Consider the following 21026-nt stretch of genomic DNA (forward strand, 5'->3'; position numbering starts at 1 on the left):
GAAGCGAAAGCAACGTTGAAAGATAAGAATAAGATAGAGTATCTTTAATTGATGTCCCCATCGTCTAGAGGCCTAGGACATCGCCCTTTCACGGCGGTAACCGGGGTTCGAATCCCCGTGGGGACGCCAATTAAAGATAACTTTGTTAGATTATCTTACTGTTCTTTAAAAAATTGGAAACAAGCTGAAAACAAGAGATTTTCGAGAGAAAGTCTGAGTAGGCAAGGCAGGAAAGTGAAAGAGGGAACTGAAAAGGGAAATCTAAAAATAAAACCTGTTTTGCATAAAATCTTGATTGAACAAAAGCAATCAAGTGTTTAGTTGAATGAAGATACGCATCAAATTGACCGCACTTTCAAGTGAAAACTTAAAGTGATTGAAAACATTTGAGGTTGTATAGTTAAGTGACTAAGCGTACAAGGTGGATGCCTTGGCAATCAGAGGCGAAGAAGGACGTGCTAATCTGCGAAAAGCTTGGATGAGTCGATAAGAGGCGTTTAATCCAAGATATCCGAATGGGGAAACCCAGTAGATGAAGAATCTACTATCACTTACTGAATACATAGGTAGGTGAGGCAAACCGGGAGAACTGAAACATCTAAGTACCCCGAGGAAAAGAAATCAACCGAGATTTCGTCAGTAGCGGCGAGCGAAAGCGAAAGAGCCTGTTAATGATAGCAGCAGAGATAGAGGAATAAGCTGGGAAGCTTAGCGACACAGGGTGATAGCCCCGTACTCGACATCCAGGCTGTGGTACTAAGTTAACGATAAGTAGGGCGGGACACGTGATATCCTGTTTGAAGATGGGGGGACCATCCTCCAAGGCTAAATACTCCTGATTGACCGATAGTGAACCAGTACTGTGAAGGAAAGGCGAAAAGAACCCCGGTGAGGGGAGTGAAATAGAACCTGAAACCTTGTACGTACAAGCAGTGGGAGCCTGAAAGGGTGACTGCGTACCTTTTGTATAATGGGTCAGCGACTTATATTTTGTAGCGAGGTTAACCGAATAGGGGAGCCGAAGGGAAACCGAGTCTTAACTGGGCGTCTAGTTGCAAGGTATAGACCCGAAACCCGGTGATCTAGCCATGGGCAGGTTGAAGGTTGGGTAACACTAACTGGAGGACCGAACCGACTAATGTTGAAAAATTAGCGGATGACTTGTGGCTGGGGGTGAAAGGCCAATCAAACCGGGAGATAGCTGGTTCTCCCCGAAATCTATTTAGGTAGAGCCTTGAGCGGACACCTTTGGGGGTAGAGCACTGTTTCGGCTAGGGGTCCATCCCGGATTACCAACCCGATGCAAACTACGAATACCAAAGAGTGATACTCAGGAGACACACGGCGGGTGCTAACGTCCGTCGTGGAGAGGGAAACAACCCAGACCGCCAGCTAAGGTCCCAAAGTCTATATTAAGTGGGAAACGAAGTGGGAAGGCTTAGACAGCTAGGATGTTGGCTTAGAAGCAGCCATCATTTAAAGAAAGCGTAATAGCTCACTAGTCGAGTCGGCCTGCGCGGAAGATGTAACGGGGCTCAAATATAGCACCGAAGCTGCGGCATCAGACGTAAGTCTGTTGGGTAGGGGAGCGTTCTGTAAGCGGATGAAGGTGGCTCGAGAGGGCTGCTGGACGTATCAGAAGTGCGAATGCTGACATAAGTAACGATAAAACGGGTGAAAAACCCGTTCGCCGGAAGACCAAGGGTTCCTGTCCAACGTTAATCGGGGCAGGGTGAGTCGGCCCCTAAGGCGAGGCTGAAAAGCGTAGTCGATGGGAAACAGGTTAATATTCCTGTACTTGGATAAACTGCGATGTGGGGACGGAGCAGGTTAGGTTATCGCACTGTTGGATATGTGCGTTTAAGTTGGTAGGTGGGAAGTTTAGGCAAATCCGGACTTCTATTAAACACTGAGAGATGATGACGAGGCTCTACGGAGCTGAAGTAACCGATACCACACTTCCAGGAAAAGCCACTAAGCTTCAGGTTTATCTAAACCGTACTGAAAACCGACACAGGTGGTCAGGTAGAGAATACTCAGGCGCTTGAGAGAACTCGGGTGAAGGAACTAGGCAAAATAGCACCGTAACTTCGGGAGAAGGTGCGCCGGCGTAGATTGTAGTCCCTCGCGGGCGAAGGTTGAACCGGTCGAAGATACCAGCTGGCTGCAACTGTTTATTAAAAACACAGCACTCTGCAAACACGAAAGTGGACGTATAGGGTGTGATGCCTGCCCGGTGCTGGAAGGTTAATTGATGGTGTAATCGAAAGAGAAGCTCCTGATCGAAGCCCCAGTAAACGGCGGCCGTAACTATAACGGTCCTAAGGTAGCGAAATTCCTTGTCGGGTAAGTTCCGACCTGCACGAATGGCATAATGATGGCCAGGCTGTCTCCACCCGAGACTCAGTGAAATTGAAATCGCCGTGAAGATGCGGTGTACCCGCGGCTAGACGGAAAGACCCCGTGAACCTTTACTATAGCTTGACACTGAACATTGAATTTTGATGTGTAGGATAGGTGGGAGACTTAGAAGTAGTCACGCCAGTGATTATGGAGTCGTCCTTGAAATACCACCCTTTAACGTTTGATGTTCTAACGAAGATTGCGGAACGCGGTCTCGGACAGTGTCTGGTGGGTAGTTTGACTGGGGCGGTCTCCTCCCAAAGAGTAACGGAGGAGCACGAAGGTTTGCTAATCACGGTCGGACATCGTGAGGTTAGTGCAATGGTATAAGCAAGCTTAACTGCGAGACAGACAAGTCGAGCAGGTACGAAAGTAGGTCATAGTGATCCGGTGGTTCTGAATGGAAGGGCCATCGCTCAACGGATAAAAGGTACTCCGGGGATAACAGGCTGATACCGCCCAAGAGTTCATATCGACGGCGGTGTTTGGCACCTCGATGTCGGCTCATCACATCCTGGGGCTGAAGTAGGTCCCAAGGGTATGGCTGTTCGCCATTTAAAGTGGTACGCGAGCTGGGTTTAGAACGTCGTGAGACAGTTCGGTCCCTATCTGCCGTGGGCGTTGGAGAATTGGTTGGGGCTGCTCCTAGTACGAGAGGACCGGAGTGGACGCACCACTGGTGTTCCGGTTGTGTCGCCAGACGCATTGCCGGGTAGCTAAGTGCGGAAGAGATAAGTGCTGAAAGCATCTAAGCACGAAACTTGCCAAGAGATGAGTTCTCCCAGATTATAAATCTGTAAGGGTTGTTTAAGACTAAGACGTAGATAGGTGCGGTGTGTAAGTGTAGTGATACATTGAGCTAACGCATACTAATTGCCCGAGAGGCTTAACTATACAACGCTCAAGTGTTTTTGGAAAACAGAGTGAAAGAAAAAGAAATTAACTAAACGTTCAGCTTGTGGCCAATGAAGAACATAGATAGAATTTAAAATAAACGTTATCAAAGAATTATCCTGGCGGCGATAGTGCGGTGGAACCACCTGACACCATACCGAACTCAGAAGTGAAACGCTGTAATGCCGATGGTAGTGTGGGGCTTCCCCATGTGAGAGTAGGGCACCGCCAGGTTACCAAATACTTATCTAAGTTAAATTAAATAAAAAAGAAGAACCCCGTATCGAAAGGTATGGGGTTTTTGTTTATCTATAGAATATTAATTCGAATATTTCGTATTTTAAGGTATTATATCTATCATCTAATTTTCTATTTTGTATGAATATTTTTAATGAAACCAACCTTTCTAGAATTTAGACATCTTAAAACTTTATTAGCCTTAAAAGAGACAGGGAGCGTTTCTTTGGCAGCAAAGCGAGTATATTTAACCCAATCAGCCCTTTCTCACCAAATTAAATTAATAGAAGAACAGTTTGGTTTACCTTTGTTTGAGCGTAAAAGTAATCCACTTCGTTTTACTTCGGCAGGAGAGCGTTTAATTCGTCTTGCTAATGAAGTGATGCCAAAAGTTGTTGATGCTGAACGTGATCTTGCACGCGTTAAACATGGTGATGCGGGGCAGCTGAGAATAGCTGTGGAATGTCATACTTGTTTTGATTGGTTAATGCCTGCTATGGATGAATTCCGTCGGCATTGGGGGCTAGTTGAGTTAGATATTGTATCTGGTTTTCATACGGATCCTGTTGGTTTATTACTTTCTCACCGAGCAGATTGGGCGATAGTATCAGAAGTAGAGCATAATGATGATGTAATTTTTAAACCGCTCTTTTCTTATGAGATGGTTGGAATTTGCTCAAAAGATCACCCTTTAGCTGAAAAAGACATTTGGGACGCGGAAGATTTTGCGTATGAAACCTGGGTAACTTACCCAGTTCCTGATGATATGTTAGATCTATTGCGTAAAGTGCTTAAACCAAAAGGCATTAATCCTACTCGCCGCACAACTGAATTGACTATTGCTATGATTCAATTAGTAGCGAGTCGTCGTGGTATTGCGACTATCCCTTATTGGGCTGCGTTGCCTTATTTGGAAAAGGGTTATGTCGTAGCAAGAAAAGTCACAAAAGAGGGTTTATATAGCAATCTATATGCGGCTATTCGCAAAGAAGATGAATCCCTTTCTTATTTAGAAGATTTTTATCAAACCGTAAAAGCTCAAAGTTTTTCAACTTTACCAGGGCTATCCGTTTTAGATTTATAGAAGTAATAAATGAATTTTTCTCAACAAAATCAGCAGCCTCACCCAATTAGTGCGGCGGCTAAAGCAGCTTTTCCTTATAGTGCGCCAATGATTGCCGGATTTCTATTTCTTGGTGTGGCATACGGTATTTATATGAAGGCACTTGGTTTCGGATTTTTATATCCTACTTTTATGGCTTTACTTATTTATGCCGGTTCGGTTGAGTTTATTGCTGCAGGGGCACTTATTGCACCTTTTTCTCCTATCAGTGTGTTATTAATTACCTTAATGATCAGTACTCGTCAGATTTTCTATGGCATATCAATGTTAGAAAAATATGGGGTACATATCGGTCATAAACGTTGGTATTTAATTACTACCCTTGTAGATGAATCTTTTTCTTTAAATTATATGGCCAAAATTCCACAGCACTTAGATAAAGGTTGGTATATGTTTTTTGTCAGCTTATATTTGCATATTTATTGGGTGGTTGGTGCTGCAATTGGTAACTTATTTGGCTCTGTTTTACCTTTTGATTTAAAAGGTGTGGAATTCTCTATGACCGCTCTTTTCTTAGTCATTTTTGCAGAAAATTGGATAAAGGAAAAATCCCATGAAAGCTCTCTCTTAGGTTTAGGGATTGCATTGGCTTTTTTACTGATTGTAGGCAAAGAATATTTTTTAATTCCAACATTAATTGGTATCTGGTTAATTCTAACTATGCGTGGACCTAAATTAGACACAAAATTGGAGTCACTAAAATGACACTTACAGAACAGATTATGACGATTGGAATTTGTGTGCTTACGGTGCAATTTACGCGCTTATTGCCATTTTTTGTCTTCCCAGCCAATCGTCCGATTCCACAATATATTCGCTATCTTGGGAAAGTTTTACCTCCAGCTATGTTTGGTATGCTTGTAGTTTATTGCTATAAGAATGTTGATGTTTTAACTGGTTATCATGGTATCCCTGATTTTCTTGCAGGCATAGTGGTGCTAGGGTTGCATTTTTGGAAGAAAAATATGTTTCTATCTATTGCTGTTGGTACGCTTTTCTATATGCTTTTAGTACAACTTGTCTTTATTTAGAATAAAATCATAACTTTCATTTCTCTATAATCCTCTTGAATCTAAAGTTACTTCATAGTTTATAATCAATCCAATTTCTAGAATAATAGAAATTGGAATTCTAGTTATTATAAAAGATAGAACCTCGTTTTATTAAATTTCTTTCTTGTTCATAGCATTACCATCAGGATTCTTAAAAGAATTTAGCCGGTAACAAAGTGCGTGTTGAGCGAGCTAATGTTATCTAATTCCCCCAAATTGGATAAGCTCCCAAAATTTAGATGTGCGTACTCGTCTCCGGCTTTTTATGCACTAATGATGGTGAAAATACCTTTATTTTTGATAAGAAAAAATAATTTCAGCTTGCAATCGGTTGCTTTTTTTTCTGATCTTTTCCTTGTTTTAAAAATCTTTTATCATGGCGCCCGTTTTTATTTTTAATTGAAGAGAACAGAATTATGGAATTGAATTTAGTTGAATTATTGGGTTATATCGCAACCTTTTTTGTTGCAGTATCGTTTTTGTTTAAATCTATCGTACATTTACGCATAGTGAACAGCATTGGAGCAATTTTATTTGTTATCTATAGCGTAATTATCGCCGCCTATCCTGTTGCATTATTAAATGCATTTTTAGCCGTTGTGAATGTTTATCAACTTTGGCGATTAAGACAAGAAAAAGTCTCTAAATAAAAGAAAAGCGTTGAATTAAATTTCAACGCTTTTTTCTGGAAAAGTGCGGTGAAATTTCACCGCACTTTGTCGTTTTAATGTCGTTTTAATGTTCACGAGTTTTGTAAAAAACGACATCAGGATAACGTTCTTGAGCTAAATTCAGATTTACCATTGTTGGCGCAATATAGGTTAAGTTATCTCCACCATCTAAAGCTAAATTTTGCTCATTTTTGCGTTTAAATTCTTCGAATTTTTTCGCATCGGCACATTCCACCCAGCGTGCGGTTGCAACGTTCACATTTTCATAAATCGCTTCTACGTTATATTCAGTTTTTAGACGAGAAACCACCACATCAAACTGCAAGACACCCACCGCACCTACAATTAAATCGTTATTCATTAATGGGCGAAATACCTGAACAGCACCTTCTTCTGAAAGTTGTACTAAACCTTTAAGTAATTGTTTTTGTTTGAGTGGATCTCTCAAGCGAATACGGCGGAATAGCTCAGGCGCAAAGTTTGGAATACCGGTAAATTTTAAGGTTTCACCTTGCGTAAAGGTATCGCCAATTTGGATCGTGCCGTGATTATGTAAACCAATAATATCACCAGCGTAAGCTTCTTCGGCGTGAGCACGGTCGCCAGCCATAAAGGTGAGTGCGTCAGAAATCACTACATCTTTACCAATTCGAACATGTTTTAGTTTCATTCCTTTTTCATATTTGCCTGAAACGACGCGCATAAAGGCAACACGGTCGCGGTGTTTTGGATCCATATTAGCTTGAATTTTAAATACGAAACCAGAGAATTTTTCTTCTGAACTTTCGACCGTTCTTATATCTGCTTGACGAGATTTTGGTTTTGGTGCCCATTGTGTTAAACCATCAAGGAAATGATCCACACCGAAGTTACCTAATGCTGTCCCGAAAAATACTGGTGTAAGTTCACCTTTAATAAAGGCATCATGTTCAAATTCATTACTTGCGCCTTGCACTAATTCCAATTCATCGCGAAGTTGTTGTGCTAAATCATCGCCAACAGCGGCATCTAATTCTGGGCTATTTAAACCTTTGACAATGCGAACTTCTTGAATGGTTGAGCCTTGACCGGATTGATAAAGATAGGTTTCATCTTTAGCGATATGATAAACGCCTTTAAATAATTTTCCGCAACCAATCGGCCATGTAATTGGCGCACAACGAATTTTCAGAATATTTTCTACTTCATCTAACAATTCCATCGGATCGCGAATATCACGGTCGAGTTTGTTCATGAAGGTGATGATTGGCGTATCACGTAAGCGAGTTACTTCCATTAGTTTAATTGTACGTTCCTCAACCCCTTTTGCGGAGTCGATAACCATTAAACAGCTATCTACAGCAGTTAAAGTGCGGTAAGTATCTTCAGAGAAATCTTCGTGCCCCGGGGTATCAAGTAAGTTCACCAAGCAATCGTTATAAGGAAATTGCATTACGGAAGTGGTAATCGAAATTCCACGTTGTTTTTCCATTTCCATCCAGTCGGATTTGGCATGCGCAGTCGAGCCTTTGCCTTTTACAGAACCTGCTGTTTGAATCGCATTTCCGTATAAAAGTACTTTTTCGGTGATGGTTGTTTTACCTGCATCGGGGTGAGAAATAATTGCAAAAGTGCGGCGTTTATTAACTTCTTCTAATGGATAACTCATTGTTTCTTCTTCGTTCAATTAAAAATGTGGGCTATTTTCGCTGATTTTAGGTTTTTGCTCAAACGAATTTGTAAATAAAGTGCGGTTGGTTTTTTAGAAAAATTGGTCTGCGTTGTACAAAGACAAATTTTCGCTTATACTACGCAAGTTTTTTACGCTAACAATATAGGAAAAATTATGGGTTTCTTAACAGGTAAACGCATTTTAGTAACCGGTCTTGCAAGCAATCGTTCTATTGCTTACGGGATTGCAAAAGCAATGAAAGAACAAGGCGCTGAACTTGCTTTCACTTATTTAAACGATAAATTACAACCACGCGTAGAAGAATTTGCAAAAGAATTTGGTTCTGACATCGTCCTTCCTTTAGACGTAGCGACCGATGAAAGCATCCAAAACTGCTTTGCTGAATTAAGCAAACGTTGGGAAAAATTTGATGGTTTCGTACACGCTATCGCATTCGCACCAGGCGACCAATTAGATGGTGATTACGTAAACGCAGCAACTCGTGAAGGCTACCGTATCGCTCACGATATCAGTGCATTCAGCTTCGTTGCTATGGCACAAGCAGCACGTCCTTACTTAAATCCAAACGCTGCATTATTAACCCTTTCTTACTTAGGTGCAGAGCGTGCAATTCCTAACTACAACGTCATGTGTTTAGCGAAAGCGTCTCTTGAAGCGGCAACTCGCGTAATGGCAGCGGATTTAGGTAAAGAAGGTATTCGTGTGAATGCGATTTCTGCGGGTCCAATCCGTACCTTAGCAGCATCAGGTATTAAAAACCTCAAGAAAATGCTTTCTGCATTTGAGAAAACCGCAGCATTACGCCGCACTGTGACTATCGAAGATGTGGGTAACTCAGCAGCATTCTTATGCTCTGATTTAGCATCGGGTATCACTGGTGAAATCGTTCACGTAGATGCAGGTTTCAGCATCACCGCAATGGGCGAATTAGGCGAAGAATAATTTTTCGTACAATCTATTTTTAGGCAGGCTTTTCAGTCTGCCTTTTCTCTTTTTTTAAATATAACTATGTTCCAAGATAATCCATTACTCGCACAACTTAAGCAACAAATTCACGACAGCAAAGAACACGTTGAAGGCGTGGTAAAAAGTACTGATAAAGCTTATGGTTTTTTAGAGTGCGATAAAAAAAGCTACTTTATTGCCCCACCGGCAATGAAAAAAGTCATGCACGGTGACAAAATCAAAGCCACCATTGAAAAGCAAGGTGATAAAGAACAAGCCGAGCCGGAATCCTTAATTGAGCCAATGTTGACGCGTTTCATTGCAAAAGTGCGGTTCAATAAAGATAAGAAATTGCAAGTCTTGGTTGATCACCCAAGCATTAACCAACCGATTGGCGCACAACAAGCTAAATATGTAAAAGAAGAATTACAAGAGGGCGATTGGGTGGTTGCTAATTTAAAAACTCACCCATTACGTGATGATCGCTTTTTCTATGCTACTATTAATCAGTTTATTTGCCGAGCTGATGATGAATTTGCCCCTTGGTGGGTAACATTGGCACGTCATGACCAGTCTCGTTATCCTGTGCAAGGCACTGAAAGTTATGAAATGTTAGATCAGCAAACCCGTGAAGATCTGACCGCACTTCATTTTGTGACGATTGACTCTGAAAGCACAATGGATATGGACGATGCCTTATATATCGAGCCTATCGAACAAAATGGTGAACAAACAGGTTGGAAATTAGTTGTCGCGATTGCGGATCCAACCGCTTATATTGCATTAGATTCTCAAATTGAAAAAGATGCGAAACAGCGTTGTTTCACCAATTATTTACCAGGCTTTAACATCCCAATGTTGCCACGCGAATTATCTGATGAATTATGTTCGTTAATCGCAAATGAAACGCGTCCAGCCCTTGTTTGTTATATCGAAACGGATCTTGAAGGCAATATCACGGCTAAACCGCATTTTGTTTCGGCTTATATTCAATCTAAAGCGAAATTGGCTTACAACAAAGTGTCGGATTATTTAGAACAGGCAGATAACGCATGGCAGCCCGAAACATCAGAAATTACACAACAAATTAATTGGTTACATCAATTTACTAGAGCACGCATTCAATGGCGTAAGACTCATTCTTTGTTATTTAAAGAAAAACCGGATTATTCTTTTGTGCTCGCTGAAAATGGCAAAGTGGCAGAAATCAAAGCAGAATATCGTCGTATTGCAAATCAAATTGTGGAAGAATCCATGATTATTGCCAATATCTGTGCTGCACAATTCTTAGACGAACAAGCACAAACTGGTATTTTCAATACGCATAGCGGTTTTGATAAGAAATTCTTAGAGAATGCGCACAATTTCTTAATGGCAAATTTAGCCAATGAACAAAACCAAGCTGAACTTGCGGAGCGTTATTCGGTAGAAAATTTGGCAACATTAAACGGTTATTGCCAAATGCGCCACGATATTGAACCGATTGAAGGCGATTATTTAGAATTCCGTTTACGTCGTTATTTAACTTTCGCTGAATTTAAATCGGAATTAGCACCGCACTTTGGTCTTGGTTTAGAAGGGTATGCGACATGGACATCTCCAATTCGTAAATATTCTGATATGGTGAACCATCGTTTAATTAAAGCAGTATTGACACAACAAACTTGTAATAAGCCACAAGATGAGGTGCTGGCCCATTTACAAGAAGCACGCCGCCAAAATCGCTTGGTTGAACGTGATATCGCAGACTGGTTATATTGTCGCTATCTTGCTGATAAAGTCGCAGAAAATGCTGAATTTGATGCAGAGGTGCAAGATGTGATGCGTGGTGGATTACGTGTGCAATTATTAGAAAATGGCGCCTCAATGTTTATACCTGCTTCAACTTTACATAATAATAAAGACGAAATGCAGGTAAATTCTGATGAGATTGCCCTTTATATTAAAGGTGAGTGTATTTACAAAATAGGTGATATTGTGAAAGTGAAACTTACGGAAGTGAAAGAATTAACGCGCAGTATTGTCGGCGAAATCGTTCAATAAAATTGTTCTTCTTTAAACCGGTTTTCAGTGATTGAAAATCGGTTTTTTCTTTTTAAAAACTTTCTTAGTTTACACCGCACTTTTTATCCAAAAGTTATGAAGTGTAATTAAGCATAAAGCATACCAAATTATCCTGTTTACAATACCTTTTTGTGTTCTAAATAATTGATGTATGTCAATTTTAATGGTACAAGCACTTATAATTATCTTGAGTTAGGCAACTGTTTACTCTATGCTTTTGAGGATTTATTTCAACCTTAGGAGTATCCAATGATTCAAGTAATCGTTGCAGCTCACGGCAAGCTTGCTGCTGAGTTGGTCAATTCTTCTGAAATGGTGTTCGGTGAGGTGGAAGGACTCCACGGTGTAACATTCGTTCCAGGAGAAGGGCAAGACACTTTGGTGGAAAAGTATGAGGCTATTATTGCTGAATGCTCGCCATCAGATAGCGTGTTATTTTTGGTAGATTTATTTGGTGGTAGCCCGTATAACGCGGCAGCCCGAGTAGCGGCAAAACGCCCTCAAGACGATATTGTCACTGGCGTAAGTTTACCAATGTTATTAGAAGTATTAGATGCCAAGGATGATGCAAAATCAGCGGAAGCACTTGCTGATGTCGCCAAGGAAGTTGGCGTAATGGCAGTGAAAAGTTATCGGAAACCAGATGACATTGCCTCTTTCGCTCAACCTGAAACTCTAAAAGAGGAAGCAAAAGAAGAACAAGAAAGCGAAGAAGATAATACTCAATACGATCCTAATGGACGTATGAGTGTCAACTTACTGCGTATTGATGATCGTTTAATTCATGGTCAAGTCGCTACTTCTTGGGCAAAAGCAGTGAAATGCGAAGCCATTTTTGCTATTAGTGATGAAGTGGCAAATGATGAATTGCGTAAGGAATTGCTTCTTCAAATTGCTCCGCCACATTTGAAAGCCTATGTAATTCCTGTGGATAAAGCGATTAAGGTTTACAACAATCCAAAATATGCGAGCCGTAATATTTTAATGCTTGTAACCAAGCCTGAAGATGCAGTGCGTTTAATCGAAGGTGGTTTGCGTATTGATACCATTAACGTGGGTGGAATGACGCATAAAGAAGGCAATAAACAGCTTTCTGATGCAGTCACAGTGAATCCATCTAATGTCGCTGCATTCAAAAAATTACTTGATATGGGCGTGAAGCTTTCCCTTCAAAAAGTGGCTGTGAATAAGCCTGTTGAACTTACTCGCGAAAAATTTGATTCAATTAAATTCTAGGAGCGCATTTTATGTCAACAATGGAACTCATTTTAGTCGTGCTTGTCGCGGCAATTTGCGGTATGGGGAGCGTATTAGATGAGCGCCAAACCCACCGTCCACTTTTTGCTTGTACGATGATTGGCTTGGTATTAGGCGATCTTGAAACCGGTATTATCCTTGGCGGTACATTAGAAATGATCGCGCTAGGTTGGATGAACGTTGGAGCTGCTATGGCGCCAGATGCAGCACTTGCTAGTGTGATCTCCGCGATTCTTGTTATTAAAGGCGGTCAATCTGTGGGTACGGCGATTGCTATCGCGGTACCAGTTGCTGCTGCAGGTCAAGTGCTTACTATTTTCGTACGTACACTAACGATCTTCTTACAACATAAAGCGGATAAATTTGCTGAGCAAGCTAATTTCCGTGGGATTGAACTTTGCCATTTTGCAGGGCTTTCCTTACAAGCATTGCGTGTTGCAATTCCAGCATTAGCAGTTGGTTTGGTCGCAGGTACAGATGCTGTAACTAGCGCATTAGATGCAATTCCTGAAGTGATTACTCGTGGCTTACAAATTGCGGGTGGATTTATCGTCGTAGTGGGTTATGCAATGGTGATTAATATGATGCGCGCAGGTGCATTAATGCCATTCTTCTTCCTTGGTTTTGTTATTGCTTCCTTTACTAATTACAACTTAGTTGGATTGGGTATTCTTGGTACTTGTTTAGCAATGCTTTATATCCAATTAAATCCGCGTTTTAACCAGGTCGCAATGCCAGTGGCAAGCAAAAGAAAACTTGCTGATAACGAATTAGAAGGTCTATAAGGAGCGCATTATGTCAGAACAAAAAGTAACTCTTACCAAGGGTGATATTTTAAGTACTTATTTCCGTTCAACGTTCCTTTTAGGTTCATTTAACTTTGAACGTATGCAATCAATGGGATTTTGTGTTTCGATGATCCCAACAATCAAACGCCTATATAGCAAAAAAGAAGATCAAGCTGCGGCATTAAAACGCCATCTTGAATTTTTTAATACTCAACCTTGGGTCGGGTCTGCAATTATGGGCGTGACTGCTGCAATGGAACAAGAGCGTGCGAATGGCGCACAAGATGTGGATGATGCGGCAATTAGCGGTGTAAAAGTTGGACTTATGGGGCCTCTAGCTGGTGTAGGCGATCCTATTTTCTGGGGAACTTTACGTCCAGTTTTAGCTGCACTTGGTGCTGGAATTGCCTTAACAGGTAGCATTTTAGGTCCATTATTGTTTTTTATCTTAATCAATATGATCCGTGCTGTTACTCGCTGGTATGGTTTCAAATATGGTTATGAAAAAGGCACTGAAATCGTTTCTGATATGGGCGGTGGACGTTTACAAAAAATCACTCAAGGTGCTTCTATTCTTGGTCTCTTTGTCATGGGCTCGCTTGTTTCTAAATGGACAAGTATTAATGTCCCATTAGAACTTACACGCTATAAAAACCAATTAGGTGAAGAAGTTGTGGTCACCTTGCAAGGCGTATTAAATGATCTACTTCCAGGTTTATTAGCCTTATTACTGACTTTCTTATGTATGTATTTATTACGTAAAAAAGTGAATGCTATGGTCATTATCTTCGGTTTATTTGGTTTAGGGATTTTAGGTTACTGGGCCGGTATTCTTGCATAATCCTTGCGAAAGTTAATAATAAGGGCGATGATAACGCCCTTATTTTTTATGGTGAATTTGAATGAAATTATCTGAACTTATCCAAGCACCACCCACTGAAACTTATATTAAAAACAGCTCTCGACTGGTTTCAGGCTTATTTGTTATAGGAGGGTTGCTTTATTATCCAACAAATGGCTATGGCACTGTCATTGCATTGGCATTAGCACTAATTGTTTTGGTTGGGCAAAAGATGTTGCTTACCCAAGCAAATAAGGATTTTGCTGATATGTATCAAGCACTGGCTTTATTTGAAAAAACGCAAAACTATGATTATTTACGTTTTATTATGGCGCGTTCAGAGCAGATGCTAAAGGATAATAAAGTGCTTTCTGACAAAGCGAAAAATGAAATCCATAAGCTGCAAGCATTTTCTCAAGGTGAATTAGAAAAGATGGGTGAATAAAAAATGGCTACATGAAGTAGCCATTTTTATAAGCGGAAAAGTGCGGTCAGTTTTTACCTCACTTTTATCTTATTTCTTGCCTAATTGTGGCAAGACTGAATCTTTAATTGCGCTTAATAAACCTGTTTGTGCATAGATGCCAAGTTTACCTCGGGTGTCCGATACATCTAAATTACGCATAGTTAATTGACCGATACGATCAATTGGATCAAATGGTGCATCTTCCACTTTTTCCATACTTAAACGCTCTGCTTCGTAGGTTAAGTTTGGTGATTCGGTATTTAAGATAGTGAAGTCGTTACCACGACGAAGTTCAAGGGTTACTGTACCCGTAATTGCTTTTGCCACCCAACGTTGTGCTGTTTCACGCAGCATTAATGCTTGTGGATCAAACCAACGACCTTGATATAACAAACGGCCTAAACGGATACCATTAATACGATATTGTTCGATGGTATCTTCATTGTGAATACCAGTTACTAAACGTTCGTAAGCGATATGCAATAATGCCATTCCTGGTGCTTCATAAATACCACGAGATTTGGCTTCAATAATACGGTTTTCGATTTGGTCTGACATTCCTAAACCATGACGCCCACCGATACGATTGGCTTCTAGAATAATATCAACAGCATTATCAAAACGTTTACCATTTAATGCGACAGGGACGCCTTCTTCAAACGTGACAGTTACTGTTTCTGGTTTAATTTCTACCTTGTCATCCCAAAATGCGACACCCATAATTGGTTTAACAATTTTCATGCCTGTGCTTAATTGCTCTAAGTCTTTTGCTTCATGGGTTGCACCCAGCATATTGGAATCGGTCGAATAGGCTTTTTCAACGGACATCTTATAGTCAAAACCATTTTCGATAAGAAATTGAGACATTTCGAAACGACCGCCGAGTTCTTCAATAAACTGTGGATCTAACCAAGGTTTATAGATTTTTAAATTCGGGTTTGTTAATAAACCATAACGATAGAAACGTTCGATGTCATTCCCTTTGAATGTAGAGCCATCGCCCCAAATATTCACATCGTCTTCTTTCATTGCCGCAACGAGCATTGTGCCGGTTACTGCGCGACCAAGTGGAGTCGTATTGAAGTAAGGAATTCCGCCTGTTGAAATATGGAATGCACCGCATTGAATTGCCGCAATGCCTTCATGAGCAAGTTGAGAACGACAATCAATTAAGCGAGCATTTTCTGCACCATATGCCATTGCTTTTTTAGGGATTGCGCTGTAATCATCTTCATCAGGTTGACCTAAATTGGCGGTGTATGCATAAGGTACTGCACCTTTTTGACGCATCCAAAGTAATGCAGCGCTGGTGTCTAATCCGCCAGAGAACGCGATACCGACTTTTTGCCCTTCAGGTAAATGTTGTAGAATTGTATTTGACATATCTTTTCCTTGTTTATAAATTAGATTGCATAATTAATCATTTTATTTGAATAAAAAGTCACTTAAATATAACCGCACTTTTTATGTTTGTCTAGCCTTTTATATATTAAGGCTGAAAATCTTTAGTTGTCATCATGCATAAAAATCCCCGCTGTAAATAGCAGGGATTTTGATCTCTATTTTGTTAATAAATCCAGTGCTTCCTGATATTTATCAACCGTTTTCTGAATAATATTTTCTGGTACTTTCGGTGCGGGAGCTTGTTTGTTCCAGCCGCTATTTTCTAACCAATCGCGTACAAATTGTTTATCGAATGATGGCGGATTAATCCCTTCTTGGTAAGTATCGATAGACCAAAAACGGCTAGAATCAGGGGTTAATACTTCATCCATTAAGGTGAGCGTGCCATTTTCATCTAAACCAAATTCAAATTTTGTGTCGCAAATAATTATGCCTTTAGTCAGTGCATATTCTGCAGCAGCAGTATAAAGTGCGATTGCTTTTTCTTTTACTTGTGCGGCTAAATCAGCCCCGATGAGTTTTTCACATTCAGCATAGCTGATATTTATATCGTGATTGCCGACGGCTTCTTTACTTGATGGGGTGAAAATAGGTTCTGGTAATTTACTGGCTTCAACTAAGCCTTCAGGTAGTTTTAATCCGCAGATGGTACCAGTTTGTTTGTAATCTTTTAAACCACTACCAGTTAAATAGCCACGTACGATAGATTCAATTTTAATGGGATTCAAACGTTTACACACTACAGCGCGATCTTTGACTAAATCAGCTTCTTCTTTTGGCAATACATCATAAACACTCTCGCCAGTGAAATGATTCGGCATAATGTGAGCAAGTTTGTTGAACCAAAAGTTGGATATTTGAGTCAGGATTTCGCCTTTTCGTGGAATGGGATCATCTAAAATAACGTCAAACGCAGATAAGCGGTCAGAAGCAACCATTAGCATACGTTTATCATCTATTTCATAGAGATCGCGTACTTTACCTGAATAGATTTTTTTTAGACTTAGAGTGGGGAGTTGTTGTGTCATCGTTTTGCACCTGTATGAAAGTAAAAACTGGTGCGTATTGTACCGCATTTTTAAAGCAAACGTTTGCTATTTTTTAAAAGAAATAAAAAAATCCCCTGAAATTTCAGGGGAAGTGTAGTTTTTTCGCTTCAAAAAATTTGCTTATTATTAGAAATATACCGCGATTAATTATTGTGCGGGTGGATTTGGGTTATCCAATACATCCCAGACGCTTTCTTGTCGAGGAGAAATTTCTGTTTCAGCTGGTGGAGTAGCTGGCGATGGAGAAGCATTTGGTGTGCCTCCACAGAAATTTTGCCCATTATTCACCCAAACTGGGATCACTCGATTGCTGTCACAATCCCAGCTGCCATGTTGGGTAATGCCAACCCATTTCATATTCGCAGGTTTATTTAGCTTCAATTTCTCAATATAAGTATGGCTTAAATAATCTTTATAAATCTGTAATGCGCCTGATGCACCAGTGAGTTTGGTTTCGCCATTATCATCGCGACCAAGCCAAACTGTGCTGATATTTTTTCCATCGATCCCCACAAACCAAGTATCACGGGCATCATTTGTTGTCCCTGTTTTACCAGCTAAACGTAAATCTGCATAATCATTTTGCAAGCTACGAGCTGTACCACGTTCAACAGTTTGTTGCATCGCAAATAACGTTTGGAATGCGGCTTCTTGTGGGACCACTTGTTTTGCGGTTTTATCATGTTGATAAATGATATTTCCTTGACGATCCGCAATGGTATCGACAGTTGTGAGTTCAATCCGTCCACCTTGATTCGCAATAGTTTGATAAAGTTTAGTTACATCATAAGGTGAGATGGTATAAGCCCCGAGCAACATAGCCGGCACTTTTGGAATTTCCACATTATCCCATCCCATCGCTTTTTGTGTATCAATGACTTTGCTCAAGCCGACTTTCATCCCAATATTCACAGTCGGAATATTTAAAGAACGCGCTAAGGCATCCATTAACATCACTGAACCACTATATTTTTTGTCATAGTTGCGCGGCTGCCACGGCGGGCTACCTTTAACATTAATCGTAATTGGCTGGTTATTAATTGGGGTATTCAAACGGAACTGTTCTGGATTCGAAAGTGCGGTCAAATAAATAGAAGGTTTTACTAAAGAACCAATCTGACGCTTTGCCATTAATGCGCGATTAAAGCCCGCATATTGTGTTTGCAAACCACCTACTACCGCACGAATTTCACCCACGCGGTAATCGGCAACAATCATGGCTCCTTCTAAATATGGATTTTTCGTTTTCAGTTGTAGTTGTGAAACTGTATTCACCACTGCATTTTCTGCTTGGGCTTGTTGTTTTAAATCCATTGTGGTGAAAATCCGTGCGCCAAGTAAGCTGGATATTTTATGTTCGCCTAGTTCACGACGTAAATCTGCCTGTAAAGTTTGAATAAATGACGGATATTTACGGGAGATTTGTCCTTTTTGTTGAACACCTAAAGGTCGTTGGCTTAATAATTGGTAAAGTTCATCACCGATCATTTTATGTTCAAGCATGAGCTTTAAAACAACATTACGACGTTCTAAGGCATTTTGAGGATTACGCCAAGGATTATAAAGTGAAGGACCTTTGACCATACCGACTAAAAGTGCAATTTGATCTAAGCTAATTTCACGAATCGAACGACCAAAATAGAATTGGCTGGCTAACTCAAAACCATGAATTTGCGTATCGCCATTTTGTCCGAGATAAATTTCATTGAGATAGGTTTCGAGAATACGATTTTTATCATAACGCCAATCTAACACCAATGACATCAAGGCTTCGTTCGCTTTACGGGTAATCGTACGTTCGCTTGATAAAAATAAATTTTTCACGAGTTGTTGAGTGAGCGTACTCCCACCTTGTACCGTTTGCCCCGCACGGATATTGGTAATTAATGCTCGTATAATCCCCACTGGGTTTATACCATGATGATCATAAAAACGGCGATCTTCCGTTAAAATTAAGGCGTCAATCAATAAGCGCGGGTAATTTTGTAAAGGAATTGCAAGGCGATCTTCATTATCAGATTCCAACATTGCAATCAATTTTGGCGCAAGGCGAAATTCATCGATTGCTTTTACGGCAACGAGATCTTCAATTCGATTAAGTTTGTTATCGACAAAACGTAAACGTAAAACTCGTTGTGGTTCTGGTTTATCAGGGAAAGGGAAAGCTCGACGAAGAACTACAATGGTATCATCTTCTAATTTAAAATCGCCTGGTGCAGCAACCATGGTCGTTTGGCGATATTCGTTATCTAATAAAATTTGAATCACTTCATCGAAAGCGAGATTATCGGCAATTTTCACACTTTCAATGCGGCTATATACTTCAGCGGGCAGACGCCAAATTTGCCCGTCCATTTTCGAACGGATTTGCCAATCTAAATATCCGCCATAAAATACAGTTAATACCGCACCAGTAAACGCTACTTTTAATAGAAAGCTTTTGAAAGAACTGCGTTTTTTAGGTATTTTTTCTTCGGGATTTTTTTGAACGTTTTCGGTGGTCATAGTCGGTTAAGAGATAAAATCAACATAAGCTTCGAGAAAATGAATAAAATCTTGCGTGCCACAAAAAGCGATGCTTTCTTCATCATAATAATGAAAATCGTCTTCCAGAATTTCATCTGTTTCAATGGCGAGATTATTCGCTCTCACCATTATTTCATCAGCATCTAAAAACAATGTATATTCTGCGCCGATTAAGATCTCTTCTTGATTTTCAGAGAGTGATTGCGCAGTAGAAAGTGCGGTCAAAATCGCCTTTGGATTTGACCGCACTTCTGTATTGAACCAGTTAGCAAGAGCAATGTGTTCCATCGAACATTTTACGGATACATTGCCTTGATAATGTGTAAATTGAAAATCCATCTTAGATACTAAAGGATGAACCACAGCCACAAGTGCTGGTAGCATTTGGATTATTTACAGTAAAGCGTGAGCCTTCTAAACCTTCAGTGTAATCGACGGTACCACCGATTAAATACTGTAAACTCATTGGGTCAATCACAAGTTGAACCCCTGATTTTTCAATCGTTAAATCACCTTCATTCACTTTTTCATCAAAAGTAAAACCATATTGGAAACCGCTACAGCCACCACCCGTGATATACACGCGTAATTTCAAATTAGTATTTTCTTCTTCGCTGATTAAACTTTTTACTTTATTCGCTGCTGCATCAGTAAATATCAATGGTACTGCAATGTTATCTGTCATAATTATTTCCCGCTTCCCGAAAATTTGAATTCCGTTATTATCTAATAACCATTTACTCCATTCAAGTGTAATCCAGTTTTTTCCTAGAAATCGTGCTATAATCTGGCAAAATTTTTTTCAAAAAAGGTGAAATAAAATGGCTATTCCAATTAGAACAGAAAAAGAAATTGTAAAACTACGTGAGGCCTGCAAATTGGCTTCTGATGTGCTAGTGATGATTGAACCTTACGTAAAAGCAGGCGTAACTACAGGTGAACTTGATCGAATTTGCCATGAATATATGGTGAATGAACAAAAGGTTATCCCTGCGTGTTTGAATTATCACGGTTTCCCAAAGGCTACCTGTATTTCCATTAACGAAGTCGTCTGTCACGGTATTCCAAGTGAAGATAAAGTGCTTAAAAATGGCGATATTGTGAACATTGATGTCACGGTGATTAAAGACGGTTATTTTGGTGATAACTCAAAAATGTATATCGTGGGCGGAGAAACGAATATTCGTAGTAAAAAATTAGTGGAAGCGGCACAAGAAGCCCTATATGTGGGATTGCGTACAGTAAAACCAGGTATTCGTTTAAATGAAATAGGTAAAGCCGTGCAAAAATATACTGAAAGTCAAACTTTCAGCGTTGTGCGTGAATATTGCGGACATGGTGTTGGTACAGAATTTCACTGCGAACCTCAAGTATTGCATTATTACGCAGATGATGGCGGTGTGATTTTAAAACCAGGTATGGTGTTTACGATTGAGCCAATGATTAACGCGGGCAAAAAAGAAGTGCGCGTGATGGGAGATGGTTGGACAGTAAAAACCAAAGATCGTAGTCATTCAGCACAATACGAACATCAAATTGTTGTCACCGAAACAGGTTGTGAAGTAATGACTATTCGTGATGAAGAAATTGCGGAAGGCCGAATTTCACGGATTATGGTGAATGTGTAATTGATA

At 40.2% G+C, this 21026-nt stretch carries 17 protein-coding genes, 1 tRNA gene and 2 rRNA genes; 14 read left to right on the plus strand and 6 right to left on the minus strand.

Translation table 11 applies throughout. The features are described 5' to 3' along the window. The first annotated feature begins 53 nt into the window (after positions 1-53). From AC6H22_RS02035 to AC6H22_RS02065, 7 genes are all read left to right on the plus strand, one after another. A tRNA-Glu gene (locus AC6H22_RS02035) sits at positions 54-129 on the plus strand. A 269-nt stretch (positions 130-398) separates the two neighbouring features. After that, positions 399-3297: ribosomal RNA gene (locus AC6H22_RS02040) — 23S ribosomal RNA — on the plus strand. A gap of 118 nt (positions 3298-3415) precedes the next feature. Beyond that, a 5S ribosomal RNA gene (rrf, locus tag AC6H22_RS02045) occupies positions 3416-3531 on the plus strand. Positions 3532-3688: 157 nt separating this feature from the next. Beyond that, the gene (locus AC6H22_RS02050; protein WP_005629156.1) at positions 3689-4618 is read left to right on the plus strand and encodes a LysR family transcriptional regulator; all 930 of its coding nucleotides are present in this window, start codon (positions 3689-3691) and stop codon (positions 4616-4618) included. A 9-nt stretch (positions 4619-4627) separates the two neighbouring features. Further along, positions 4628-5362: an azaleucine resistance protein AzlC gene (azlC, locus tag AC6H22_RS02055; protein WP_046953548.1), complete on the plus strand. Its 735-nt coding sequence runs from the start codon at positions 4628-4630 to the stop codon at positions 5360-5362. Next, on the plus strand, positions 5359-5688 hold the full coding sequence (locus AC6H22_RS02060; protein ID WP_005629158.1) for a branched-chain amino acid transporter permease: 330 nt from the start codon (positions 5359-5361) through the stop codon (positions 5686-5688). The genes azlC and AC6H22_RS02060 overlap by 4 nt, the downstream gene beginning before the upstream one ends. Before the next feature lie 437 nt (positions 5689-6125). Next, entirely contained in the window at positions 6126-6359 is a 234-nt protein-coding gene (locus tag AC6H22_RS02065) for a YgjV family protein (RefSeq protein WP_005628380.1), read from the plus strand. Between the two features lie 85 nt (positions 6360-6444). Here AC6H22_RS02065 and prfC read toward each other — a convergent pair whose 3' ends face one another. Then, positions 6445-8028 carry a peptide chain release factor 3 gene (prfC, locus tag AC6H22_RS02070; RefSeq protein WP_032825701.1) on the minus strand — a complete coding sequence of 528 codons (1584 nt, stop codon included), beginning with the start codon at positions 8026-8028 and terminating at the stop codon, positions 6445-6447. A gap of 177 nt (positions 8029-8205) precedes the next feature. On the opposite strand from prfC, the gene AC6H22_RS02075 reads away from it, so the two are divergent. From AC6H22_RS02075 to AC6H22_RS02100, 6 genes are all read left to right on the plus strand, one after another. After that, positions 8206-8994, plus strand: a complete 789-nt coding sequence (locus AC6H22_RS02075) for an SDR family oxidoreductase (protein ID WP_049365990.1) — start codon at positions 8206-8208, stop codon at positions 8992-8994. A 66-nt stretch (positions 8995-9060) separates the two neighbouring features. Beyond that, positions 9061-11040, plus strand: coding sequence for an exoribonuclease II (gene rnb / locus AC6H22_RS02080; protein ID WP_497515254.1), 1980 nt, complete (start codon positions 9061-9063; stop codon positions 11038-11040). Positions 11041-11310: 270 nt separating this feature from the next. Beyond that, positions 11311-12297, plus strand: coding sequence for a mannose/fructose/sorbose PTS transporter subunit IIA (locus AC6H22_RS02085; RefSeq protein WP_046953545.1), 987 nt, complete (start codon positions 11311-11313; stop codon positions 12295-12297). An 11-nt stretch (positions 12298-12308) separates the two neighbouring features. Beyond that, positions 12309-13103, plus strand: a complete 795-nt coding sequence (locus tag AC6H22_RS02090) for a PTS mannose/fructose/sorbose transporter subunit IIC (protein WP_005628385.1) — start codon at positions 12309-12311, stop codon at positions 13101-13103. 10 nt (positions 13104-13113) lie between these two features. After that, positions 13114-13947, plus strand: a complete 834-nt coding sequence (manZ, locus tag AC6H22_RS02095) for a PTS mannose transporter subunit IID (protein ID WP_497515255.1) — start codon at positions 13114-13116, stop codon at positions 13945-13947. Between the two features lie 61 nt (positions 13948-14008). Next, a complete protein-coding gene (locus AC6H22_RS02100) occupies positions 14009-14392 on the plus strand; it encodes a hypothetical protein (protein ID WP_497515256.1) in 384 nt (127 codons plus the stop codon). Between the two features lie 69 nt (positions 14393-14461). Here the strand turns inward: AC6H22_RS02100 and argG are convergent, their stop codons facing one another. The 5 genes from argG to erpA all read right to left on the minus strand — a co-directional run bounded on the left by argG (position 14462) and on the right by erpA (position 20077). Further along, a complete protein-coding gene (gene argG / locus AC6H22_RS02105; protein ID WP_005628389.1) occupies positions 14462-15796 on the minus strand; it encodes an argininosuccinate synthase in 1335 nt (444 codons plus the stop codon). A gap of 176 nt (positions 15797-15972) precedes the next feature. Further along, entirely contained in the window at positions 15973-16845 is an 873-nt protein-coding gene (locus AC6H22_RS02110; protein WP_046953543.1) for a phosphoribosylaminoimidazolesuccinocarboxamide synthase, read from the minus strand. 168 nt (positions 16846-17013) lie between these two features. Beyond that, positions 17014-19371 (minus strand): penicillin-binding protein 1B, encoded by a 2358-nt coding sequence (mrcB, locus tag AC6H22_RS02115; RefSeq protein ID WP_005628393.1) that lies wholly within the window; start codon positions 19369-19371, stop codon positions 17014-17016. 6 nt (positions 19372-19377) lie between these two features. Next, on the minus strand, positions 19378-19731 hold the full coding sequence (locus tag AC6H22_RS02120; RefSeq protein ID WP_032825703.1) for a YacL family protein: 354 nt from the start codon (positions 19729-19731) through the stop codon (positions 19378-19380). Between the two features lies 1 nt (position 19732). Further along, positions 19733-20077: an iron-sulfur cluster insertion protein ErpA gene (gene erpA, locus AC6H22_RS02125; protein WP_005628395.1), complete on the minus strand. Its 345-nt coding sequence runs from the start codon at positions 20075-20077 to the stop codon at positions 19733-19735. A 136-nt stretch (positions 20078-20213) separates the two neighbouring features. Between erpA and map the strand changes: the two genes are divergently transcribed. Beyond that, positions 20214-21020, plus strand: a complete 807-nt coding sequence (gene map, locus AC6H22_RS02130) for a type I methionyl aminopeptidase (protein ID WP_046953542.1) — start codon at positions 20214-20216, stop codon at positions 21018-21020. The last annotated feature ends 6 nt before the right edge of the window (positions 21021-21026 follow it).

It is taken from the genome of Haemophilus sp. THUN1690 (assembly GCF_059704375.1).